The following is a 9,258-nucleotide window of genomic DNA, read 5'->3' as shown; positions in this document are numbered from 1 at the left end:
CGCCGTCTTGCCGCCCTCGCCGCTACTTGCCGAGCAAGCCGGGACCGGCACTTCTTCCTCGCGAAAAAGAGATTCAGTCATCGCCAGAAACCGTCCGAAGTTGACATTGTCATTATACCCTGCGCCCCACGTTCCCGGAGGGTGGCTCGGGATTTTTTCACAGCCTCTCAGCCAGCGCAGCCTGCAGCGCAAGCTCGCCGCACTCGGACTGACTTTCCAGGGCGTCGTCGACGAGACCCGGCACGAACTTGCCCGACGCTACCTCGACGACCCGGCTCGGTCGGTCACCGAAATCACCTTCCTGCTCGGTTTTTCGGAGCAGAGCGCGTTCACTCGCGCCTTCCGGCGCTGGAGCGGCATGACGCCGTCGGCGTATCGCGGTCCATCGTTCGGCTGAAAGCTGCCGGCGGCACGTTGCCGCCATCGCCAGACGCCAGTGGTCTACCATTGCAATTCGCCGGCACCGCGGGCGACTCGCCGCCGCGCACGATCGGCGCCTGGTCATCGAGCTCCGGCATCAGGCGTTGAGCGTGGAGTTCCGGAGCAAACGTGCTCAAGACTGTTTGCCCGTCCTGCCGGAACGCCCCACGGGCGACGACCGACAGGTCGCGCCGACTGGCAGGAGGCCCCGCACCCGGTGCGTCGGCCAAGGCCACCGACCCAAATGAGGAGACAAGCATGCATAGGACCGTAATCGTGTTGGGCCTGGCCAGCGCTTTGCTGAGCGCTGCGCTGCCCGTGTCGGCGCAGGACTCGCAACGCGTCGATAGCCGTCAGGCGAACCAGCAGACGCGCATCGACCAGGGCGTCAACTCGGGCGCCCTGACCGGCCGCGAGGCGACGCGCCTGGAGCGCGGACAACAGCGAGTCGCGAACATGGAAAATCGAGCCGAGGCCGATGGCCGACTGACACGCAGCGAGCGCCAGCACATTGAGCGGGCTCAGAACGTACAGAGTCGTCACATTGCCCGGCAGAAGCATGACCGGCAGCGTCGCTGAAGCGCCCGAGCGCGCGACGGCATGTCTTCTGCCGGCTACCTGCTGACGCCCGAGTTGCACGATGCCTTGGCGGCCAGGATCGGTGCCGGCGTGGCGCGCAACAGCCTGCGGCCGATCGCTGGCGGCTCGATCTCGCGCGCGCTGCGGCTCGCTGGCACCGACGGTCGACAGTGGTTCGTCAAACTGAACGAGGGCGGCCTGGCCGAGATGTTCGCCGCCGAAGCCGACGGTCTACAGGCGCTCGCCGCCTGCCCGGCGCTGCGCGTTCCCGCGGTCTGCGGCTACGGCGTCGCTGGCGCTCAGGCCTATCTCGTGCTCGCCTACCTCGACCTGCGGCCGCTGCGCGAGCACGCCGCAACGGCCGGCACGGCGCTTGCCGAACTGCACCGGATGAGCGCCCCAAACTTCGGTTGGCGGCGCGACAATTTCATTGGCAGCAGCCCGCAGGCGAATACCGCGAGCACCGATTGGCCGCACTTTTTCGCCCGTCGCCGTCTGCAACCGCAACTCGAACGCGCCGCGCGCCAGGGCTACGCCGGCCGCCTGCTTGCCGACGGCGAACGCCTGGTGGACGCCTTGGCCGTACTGTTCGCCGACGAGCAGCCGCGGCCCAGTCTGCTGCACGGCGACCTATGGTCGGGCAATGTGGCCTCAGACGCCGCCGGCCGGCTCGTTCTCTTCGACCCCGCCGTCTACTTCGGTGATCGTGAAGCCGATCTGGCCATGAGCGAACTCTTCGGCGGCTTTCCCGCCGCCTTTTACGCCGCATACCGGGCTGCCTGGCCGCTCGCCGCCGGCTACGCCGTGCGCAAGACGCTCTACAACCTCTATCACGTGCTCAACCACCTCAATCTGTTCGGTCGTGGCTACCTGGCGCAAGCCGAGGCGATGATCGGGCAACTGCTGGCCGAGATCAAGCGCTGAGACGCGCTTCCCGTGGGTGGCGACGAGCGGCCGCGGACAAGCGATTGCCCCGGCACCCTGAAGTCGACTTGCGCACGGCGGTAGCTGTCTTCTATTACGTTACTGCCGCCATTCGTAATCGTCGTCCAGTCATCCTGCCGAAAGCAGGATGACCTCGATTTCCTCGGTGATGTCTTCCTGGCGCTGCGCGTTGTAGGCCTGCTGTAGATGCTCGCTGTCTTCTTCCAGCCTTTTCAGCGATCGGTCCATATGGGCGTGCCGCTGCCGATTCTCGGCCATCAACGAACTGTAGAGCACTTCGTTCAGCGCCGCGTAGAGGTAATATCCGGTCAGGGCTGTGCGTAGCTCCCCGTCAGGCAGATTGGTTTCCGGCGGATAGGGAGAGGCATCCGGCGCCGGCAGGTCACGCAGTGGCAGCAGGTGGCGCAGGCGGATATCGCCGGTGGCATCGCAATGGTAGAGGACCGACAGACCACAACCGGCGAGTTCACCGGTGGTGAGCAGCCGATTCAGTTCGCGGGTCAGGCGCAACAGCACCGCCGGCACCTCGTCGGCAACGCTGGCGCCGGGGAGTCGCAGCACTGCGAGTTCGCTATCACCAACGAGCCGACTGGCCAGGCGATGGCCCAGCGTGAGGACGTACCCAGGGGTGGCTTGGTTGTTGCAATGCGCTTCGCGGTAACGCAGCAACGCCTCGTTGAAGTCACCGCAAAAGCCCTGCTCCGAGCCGATCAGGATACATATTTCGCAAGCGGGCTCGGCAACCGGCAGCAGTTCTGGATGCCAGGCGAGGAAGGTGGCCGCTGTCTTTTCGATACTGGCCACCATCCTTCGTTGCGTCAGCAGAAACTCCTGCAGGATGTGCGTTTCCATCAGTGCGACGCCGCGCATGGCGGACATGATCCCAGAAATTTCCGCCAAGGCGCCCAGGCGTCTCGACAGTTCACGCCGCCGGCTCATCTCGCGTGCCTTGTAGCGCGGCACGAAGCGCCTGCCGCCACTCCTCCCGGCTGTTTTCCAGGCGCAAAGACGAGAGCCGCGGGTCTGCGATCAGCGAGGAAAGTGTCGTCGCCAACTGATCCTTCGCCAGTCCGTCGAACCAGCCCTCGTTGTAAGCAAGCAACCAGGCCATGTGCTGTTCGGGCGCCAGAGGGGCCAGGCGTTCCTGCTTCAGTAACTCGCGCAGCAAGCTGCCACGCCGGATCTTGGCTGCGACGCCGGCCTCCAGTCGCGAGCCGAAACGCGTAAAGATCTCCAGCTCCTGAAACTGCAGGTAGTCGAGTTTTATTCGCCCAGCCTCGGCCTTGATCGCCGGATGCTGGGCTTTGCCGCCAATACGCGAGACTGAACGGGTGATGTCGATCGCCGGCAGAAACCCTGCCGCGAACAAGCGTGGGTCGAGATAGACCTGGCCATCGGTAATCGAAATCAGGTTGGTCGGGATATAGGCGGAGAGTTCCCCCTGCTCGGTTTCGATCAAGGGTAATGCCGTCATGCTGCCGCCGCCGCTAGCCGCGGCCAAACAGGTGGAGCGCTCAAGCAGGCGCGAATGCAGGTAGAAAATATCGCCCGGATAGGCTTCACGCCCGGGCGGGCGGCGCAAGAGCAACGACAGCTCGCGGTATGCCTTGGCGTGCGTCGTCAGATCGTCGTAGACCACCAGCACATCCCGCCCGGCCGCCATCCAGCCTTCTGCGAGGGCGCAGCCGGCAAACGGCGCAATGTATTTGAGCCCCGGCATGGCAGTCGCTTCGGCGACCACCACACAGGTGTATGCCAATGCGCTTGTCCGCCGCAGCGTTTCGATCGTCGCCACGACACTGGAGCGTTTCTGGCTGATCAGCACATAAACACACAGCACCTTGCGCCCCTTCTGGGCAATCACGGTATCCAGGGCGAGCGCGCTTTTTCCGACTCCCGCATCGCCGATGATCAGTTGGCGCTGCCCCTTGCCAATCGGAATCATCGTATCGATCATCTTGCAGCCGGAAACCAGCGGGCGATCAACAAAATCGCGCGCCGGAATGGGTGGTGAAGCGGTCTCCAGCGGTCGACGTGAGGTCGCCGGTATCGGTGCTCCGCCATCGAGCGGACTACCCGTCGGGTCAACCACACGACCAAGGTAGGCATCGCCGACCCCGATATCCAGCGTTCGACCGGTCAGATAGGCTGCCGCCCCGGCCTTCAGTTCCAGCTCGCCTCCACCCTGATTCAGCAAAATGGCGCCGATTCGTTTCGCCCCAAGATGAAAGACCAGGCCGCGGCTACCATCCTCGAAGCGCAACACCTCATCCATCGCAGCCGATGGCAAGCCATCTACCCAGGCTATGCCATCGCCAAACGAGATGACCCGCCCCTGCTCGACCAGTCGCAACTGCGGGTCGTAAGCTTTGAGCCAGTCAGCCTGACGCCGCAGCGGCGAAGTCAGCGACTCATCCGTCGACATGATTGGCGGCTGCCGCAAAACTGGCTGACTCATCAGTGAAATTGAAATGGACTTGCCAGGCGCCCAGGGAGATGCGCAAGCCAGCCAGTAGCCCCGGAGCCACTTCAAAAACCACGGCTACCGGCCGACCCAGGCGCTGGCTCAAGGCCTCGACAACCCGGCCGCGCTGCGCCTCATCCAGCGCAAAGGCGCTGCTTACCTTGGCCTCGAGCGCCGAGTCCCCGGCCGCCGCGCGCAAACCGGAAAGCTGTTGATCGGGAAGCTTCGCCCAATCCGCGAGCAGCAGATCGAGCATGCGCGCTTCCAGCGCGGGGGTCGCCAAGCGGCCGAGCAAGGTCGTGACAAACTGCTGCGCCTGGGCCAGTGCTGCGGTTTCCATTTCGCGCCGCATTTCCTGTTGTCGATGCGCGTCGACCGCCGCATTTCGCGCCCGCTCATCGGCCAGATCCTGCGCCAAGGATTGCATCTGCCGCGAGCGCTCAAGCGCCAGCTCGGTTTCCAGTTCAGCTCTCGCTTGAGCTTTTTCCTTACCCCAGTCAGCCAGCCGACCCTCGTACTGTGCCTGCAGACTGTGTGCCCGCAGTTCGGCTGCATGCGCTTCGCGCAAGGTTTTCTCGATGCCGGCACGTCGCTGGTTCAGCGTCTCCAGCACCGGTTTGTAGAGAAAGCGCTTGAGTATCCAGACCAGGACCAGGAAGTTGATGATCTCAAGCGCGAAAGTGGTCCAGTCGATGTGCATGACCGGTCCTATTTGAGCAGATATTCAAGAAGTGGATTGCGAAAGAGGATGATGAGGACGATCACCAGCACGTAGATGGCCAGCGACTCGATCATCGCCAGGCCAATGAATAAGGTTCGGGTAATGGACTTCTCCGCTTCCGGCTGCCTGGCAAGCGCCTCCAGCGCCTGGGTGATGGCCTTGCCCATGGCCATTGCCGGAAAAATGATGCCCAGCGCAATGGCCAGTCCGGCCACGATGGTGGATATCAGGGCAAACCAGTGCAGGTCGCTCATGGCTTGTTTCCTTCCTTGTTTGAATGGGTGGATGTCTGTTCGGCTTGGGACTGCATGCCGCCGGCGATGTAGATCAGCACCAGCATGCCGAAGATATACGCCTGAACCAGCGCCTCGATGACGTGCAGCATCAGGACGGGCACAGGAACCAGCAGCCCGGCAACAAGCAGGACGAGCAGCGCGGCCATTTCCAGGCTCATGATGTTGCCGAAGAGACGCACGGCCAGGGCCAGGGTGCGTGAGAACTCGCCGAGGATATGGAAGGGCAGAAGCACCGGACTGGGCGAGAGGTAATGGCGCAGATAGGCGCGCGGACCAGCGCTGCGAATACCATACCAATGGACCGACAGAAAGACCAGGACGGCCAGCGCCATCGTCGTCGACAAATCGCCGGTCGGCGCATGCAGCCCCGGGATCAGGCCGATCAGGTTGGCTACGGCAACGAAAATCCACAGCGTCCCGACGAAAGGCAGCAACAGTGTCGAACGTTCCGCCAGGACGGTCGCAATGGCCGAATCAATCGCCTGCACGACCCCCTCCAGCGCGCTCTGCATCATGCCTGGCTGTTCGACGGACAAGCGGCGGGTCGCCAGCCAGCAACCAAACCCGAGCACCAGCAGAATGCCCCAGGTGGTGACGACCGTTCGCGTGATGGCGAAAGGTCCGATGCTGAAAATGACGCTGAGCGCTTCCATCACCAGTTCTTCCGGATGAAGGCACAGACATTGAACACGCCGAACGCCAGACCGAGGACGATCAGATTGATCGTCCACCGCACCGAATAGCCTTCGCTCAAGCCATCCAGCCAGCGTCCCAGGTAAGCCCCACCGATCAGCGGCGCCAGGAAGAGCACCGACAAGGTACCGAGAAAGACGCTCTGGGCGAGCAGCGAGCGGCGTTCGCGCTCGGCGCCCTTGAGCCGTTCGCTATCCCGGTGCACCATGCGACGCCACTTTTCGTCGTTCATACCGGCCACCGGTTCAGTTGATGCAGGCGCCGGAACAGCTCATGTTCGAGGCGCTGCAGGTTGTCCTTCACGGACTTGAGTTCAGCCTCTTCGGCGGCCAATTGCCCGTTCAGCAACTCGGACACCCGCTGGCAATCGTCGTCGCGCAGATAGCGGCGGGTGTTCAGAAAAAGCTGGTTATCGGCGAATGACAGCACCGCGCCGGGACAGGCCAGGTAATGCCACTTCCCGTTCGCCAGGCGGAAACGGGCGAGGCCGTAGGCGAGCACGGTGATGAAGCGGGCTCGCCCGGACAGAATGCCAAAACTGCCGCTGGCGTCCTGGCCGACAAAACTGTCGACGCCTTCGATGCATTCGTAAAGCGCCGCACTTTGCAGATGCAGGGTAAACCCGCTGCTCACGCCACACCGCCTTTCCCCGCCAGACTACCCTGCATGTAGCAAGCGTCCTCGGGCAAGCCGTCGCAATCGCCACGCAGCAAGGCCTCGCAATCGCTCAGCGTGCGCTCGAGGGGAACCGAGGCACCGGCAATGCCGGTATGGTCAGCCACCACGAAGAAAGGCTGGGTCAGGTAACGTTCCAGTCGCCGCGCCCGGTGCACGATGCGCCGGTCGGCCTCGGACAGTGCTTCCAGGCCGAGCATGGCAATGATGTCTTCGAGGTTGCGGTAACGCGCCAGGTGTTCGCGCACCCTCTGCGCCACCCGGTAATGACGGTCGCCCAGGACGCTGCGATCCATGGCCCGACTGCCCGAGGCGAGCGGATCGACGGCTGGATAGATCCCCCTGGCCGCCTGCTTGCGCGAAAGGATCACCGTCGTATCGAGGTGCGCGAGGATGGCGCCGACCGCCGGGTCGGTCATGTCATCAGCCGGCACATAAACGGCCTCGACCGCGGTAATGCTGCCGCGCCTGGTCGACAGGATGCGTTCCTGCAATTCGGCCACTTCGGAAAGCAGGGTCGGCTGATAGCCGACAGTCGCCGGCATCCGCCCGAGCAGGCCGGACAATTCGCTGCCTGCCTGGACAAAGCGAAAGGCGTTGTCCATCAGGAACAAAACCTCCTTGGCGACCGTGTCCCGCAAATACTCGGCATAGGTCAATGCCGATAAGCCAATGCGGAAACGGACGCCTGGCGACTCATCCATTTGCCCAAACACCATCAGCGTGCGCGGCATCACCCCAGCATCCTGCATGTCGTGCCAGAGTTCATGGCCTTCCCGGATACGTTCCCCGACGCCGGCAAAGACTGAAACCCCCTGGTGCAGACGCACGATGGCATTCATGAATTCCATGATTAGCACGGTCTTGCCCACCCCGGCGCCACCGAACAGGCCGGTCTTGCCACCGCGCACGAAGGGGCAGAGCAAGTCGATGACCTTGATCCCGGTAAGCAGCACGTCGCCGGCACCAGCGACTTCCGACAAAGGAACAGGCGCCGCCACAATCGGGCGCATGGCTTCGGGAACAAGCGGCGGGCCACCATCGAGCGGCCAGCCGAAAATATCCAGCAAGCGCCCGAGGCAATCCGGCGTGACGGGTATCTGCAAACCGCCGCCGCCATCGAAAACCGGCATCTGCCGCTTCAGGCCACTGGTACGATGCAGGGCAATGGCCCGCACCCGATGTTCATCGAGATGGCGATGCACCTCAAAAGTGAAACGCTCCCCGTTCAGGCAAACGTAAATCGCCCGGTGCAACGGTGGCAGGCGGGAACAGCGAACATCGACGACCGGCCCTTGCACCTCCTCGATGACACCCAAAGGCGGGCCAGCCGGCGCCGGGCAACCCGGCACCAGTTCCTGATAGGCAGACGATGGCCCGCATGTGTTCATGGTCAAGATGCTTTCGCCAAAGTCCCGATACGGGGTTTTCCCAGCAACTCGTCAGCATGAGGCGCATGCGGAAGACCTTTGGTTAATACATTGTAGGCTTCCGTCGTTCCCTTGGCGCAACAGGGCAGGTCAATGTCCGGCGCAAAGGCAGTGCCGGCAGGTCGTTCCGCAGTCGGCCGCGCGGTTGTCTCACCGCGTCCGGGCGAGCAGCAGCGGACGGCTGGTGATCGCCTCCGAGCCGCCTTTCGATGCGCCAAGCGGAGATACCAGCTCGCCCCTTTGTAAGTCAGTGCAACCGCTCGCGCCGAGAGCTTGCGTCGTGTAGCCGCCCCAAACCCGTTGATTCTTCAGTTTGTCGAAGCCGTTCTCGCAATCGGCCCGATCCCGGTAGAGCCGACCCCTGGCCGAGGCAAGGTGTCAGCGTTGGTTACCAGGACGGCGTACTCGCAGACTTTGGTCTTCTCGGAAGGGCCAATCAACTACAGTTCTGGCGGGCGACTCTGGCCGCTTGTCTGAATGACCAGACTCGATTTGAGGAACTTGCGCAGGACCACCACGCGCCGTGCGCTGCTCCAAGCCATCAACCGGAGCTCACCTTCGACGCGCTGTACCCGACCTCGGCACCTGCCTGGTGGCCGTAGAGCATCTTGACGCTGGTATCGATGTCCAGAATACGGGGTGCGTGTTCTCCGAGAGCGTGCTGTATTCATCCAGGCCGTACTCCTGACCAAGCTGGACCGCGCGCACCGCGCGTTCTGCCTCGCTGCAGAGCTTGGCTTGGTTCGGCGCCAGGTGCGCCAGCACAAGGCGCAGGCTTTCGTCGCTGATGGTTTTCGTCATGCGGAGAAGCTGCGGCGCGACTTCGTCGCCGCGTCGCCCAGTCAAATGCGCGTAGCGCCACAGCCGGGCAGTTCCGCTTCTGTGGCGACGAGCGCCAGCCAAGACGTGCAAGCGCCCGTTCTACGCGCACCGGCGCGTTGTGCCTTGCTTGGCAGGCCCGGCCCGCCCGCGCTATGCTTGACGCCAGGCTGAAACGCAGACGCGTGGCCGCCGAAGCGAGCATCAACTTCGTCA

The 9,258-nt window shown here is 63.4% G+C and carries 11 protein-coding genes; 3 read left to right on the top strand and 8 right to left on the bottom strand.

Annotated elements, in window-relative coordinates:
* The first annotated feature begins 106 nt into the window (after positions 1-106).
* The 3 genes from Q1L59_RS07610 to Q1L59_RS07600 all read left to right on the top strand — a co-directional run bounded on the left by Q1L59_RS07610 (position 107) and on the right by Q1L59_RS07600 (position 1,923).
* Positions 107-397 (top strand): helix-turn-helix transcriptional regulator, encoded by a 291-nt coding sequence (locus tag Q1L59_RS07610; RefSeq protein ID WP_300330352.1) that lies wholly within the window; start codon positions 107-109, stop codon positions 395-397.
* Between the two features lie 281 nt (positions 398-678).
* Positions 679-999: a hypothetical protein gene (locus Q1L59_RS07605; protein WP_300330349.1), complete on the top strand. Its 321-nt coding sequence runs from the start codon at positions 679-681 to the stop codon at positions 997-999.
* Positions 1,000-1,020: 21 nt separating this feature from the next.
* Complete coding sequence (locus Q1L59_RS07600; protein ID WP_300330345.1) at positions 1,021-1,923, top strand: fructosamine kinase family protein; 903 nt, start codon at positions 1,021-1,023, stop codon at positions 1,921-1,923.
* A 129-nt stretch (positions 1,924-2,052) separates the two neighbouring features.
* Here the strand turns inward: Q1L59_RS07600 and Q1L59_RS07595 are convergent, their stop codons facing one another.
* Genes Q1L59_RS07595 through atpD form a run of 8 tightly spaced genes read right to left on the bottom strand, consistent with a single transcriptional unit; the run spans position 2,053 to position 8,184 of the window.
* Complete coding sequence (locus Q1L59_RS07595) at positions 2,053-2,823, bottom strand: FoF1 ATP synthase subunit gamma (protein ID WP_300330342.1); 771 nt, start codon at positions 2,821-2,823, stop codon at positions 2,053-2,055.
* 43 nt (positions 2,824-2,866) lie between these two features.
* Positions 2,867-4,369, bottom strand: a complete 1,503-nt coding sequence (locus tag Q1L59_RS07590; RefSeq protein ID WP_300330339.1) for a F0F1 ATP synthase subunit alpha — start codon at positions 4,367-4,369, stop codon at positions 2,867-2,869.
* Positions 4,356-5,108 (bottom strand): F0F1 ATP synthase subunit delta, encoded by a 753-nt coding sequence (locus Q1L59_RS07585; RefSeq protein WP_300330336.1) that lies wholly within the window; start codon positions 5,106-5,108, stop codon positions 4,356-4,358. Before Q1L59_RS07585 ends, Q1L59_RS07590 begins: the two co-directional genes overlap by 14 nt.
* Positions 5,109-5,116: 8 nt before the next feature.
* The gene (gene atpE, locus Q1L59_RS07580; RefSeq protein WP_300330333.1) at positions 5,117-5,383 is read right to left on the bottom strand and encodes an ATP synthase F0 subunit C; all 267 of its coding nucleotides are present in this window, start codon (positions 5,381-5,383) and stop codon (positions 5,117-5,119) included.
* Positions 5,380-6,078 (bottom strand): F0F1 ATP synthase subunit A, encoded by a 699-nt coding sequence (locus tag Q1L59_RS07575; protein ID WP_300330330.1) that lies wholly within the window; start codon positions 6,076-6,078, stop codon positions 5,380-5,382. The genes atpE and Q1L59_RS07575 overlap by 4 nt, the downstream gene beginning before the upstream one ends.
* Positions 6,078-6,350 (bottom strand): AtpZ/AtpI family protein, encoded by a 273-nt coding sequence (locus Q1L59_RS07570; protein ID WP_300330327.1) that lies wholly within the window; start codon positions 6,348-6,350, stop codon positions 6,078-6,080. The genes Q1L59_RS07575 and Q1L59_RS07570 overlap by 1 nt, the downstream gene beginning before the upstream one ends.
* Positions 6,347-6,751: a F0F1 ATP synthase subunit epsilon gene (locus Q1L59_RS07565; protein ID WP_300330324.1), complete on the bottom strand. Its 405-nt coding sequence runs from the start codon at positions 6,749-6,751 to the stop codon at positions 6,347-6,349. Before Q1L59_RS07565 ends, Q1L59_RS07570 begins: the two co-directional genes overlap by 4 nt.
* Positions 6,748-8,184, bottom strand: a complete 1,437-nt coding sequence (gene atpD / locus Q1L59_RS07560) for a F0F1 ATP synthase subunit beta (protein WP_300330321.1) — start codon at positions 8,182-8,184, stop codon at positions 6,748-6,750. The genes Q1L59_RS07565 and atpD overlap by 4 nt, the downstream gene beginning before the upstream one ends.
* Positions 8,185-9,258 lie beyond the last annotated feature (1,074 nt).

It is taken from the genome of Accumulibacter sp., assembly GCF_029255125.1.
GTDB lineage: Bacteria > Pseudomonadota > Gammaproteobacteria > Burkholderiales > Rhodocyclaceae > Accumulibacter.
This window is presented reverse-complemented; position numbering and strand designations above follow the sequence as displayed.

Coding starts and splice junctions, on each gene's coding strand:
- Q1L59_RS07605 (WP_300330349.1), top strand. CDS start 679: ATGCATAGGACCGTAATCGTGTTGGGCCTGGCCAGCGCTTTGCTGAGC.
- Q1L59_RS07600 (WP_300330345.1), top strand. CDS start 1,021: ATGTCTTCTGCCGGCTACCTGCTGACGCCCGAGTTGCACGATGCCTTG.
- Q1L59_RS07595 (WP_300330342.1), bottom strand. CDS start 2,823: ATGTCCGCCATGCGCGGCGTCGCACTGATGGAAACGCACATCCTGCAG.
- Q1L59_RS07590 (WP_300330339.1), bottom strand. CDS start 4,369: ATGTCGACGGATGAGTCGCTGACTTCGCCGCTGCGGCGTCAGGCTGAC.
- Q1L59_RS07585 (WP_300330336.1), bottom strand. CDS start 5,108: ATGCACATCGACTGGACCACTTTCGCGCTTGAGATCATCAACTTCCTG.
- atpE (WP_300330333.1), bottom strand. CDS start 5,383: ATGAGCGACCTGCACTGGTTTGCCCTGATATCCACCATCGTGGCCGGA.
- Q1L59_RS07575 (WP_300330330.1), bottom strand. CDS start 6,078: ATGGAAGCGCTCAGCGTCATTTTCAGCATCGGACCTTTCGCCATCACG.
- Q1L59_RS07570 (WP_300330327.1), bottom strand. CDS start 6,350: ATGAACGACGAAAAGTGGCGTCGCATGGTGCACCGGGATAGCGAACGG.
- atpD (WP_300330321.1), bottom strand. CDS start 8,184: ATGAACACATGCGGGCCATCGTCTGCCTATCAGGAACTGGTGCCGGGT.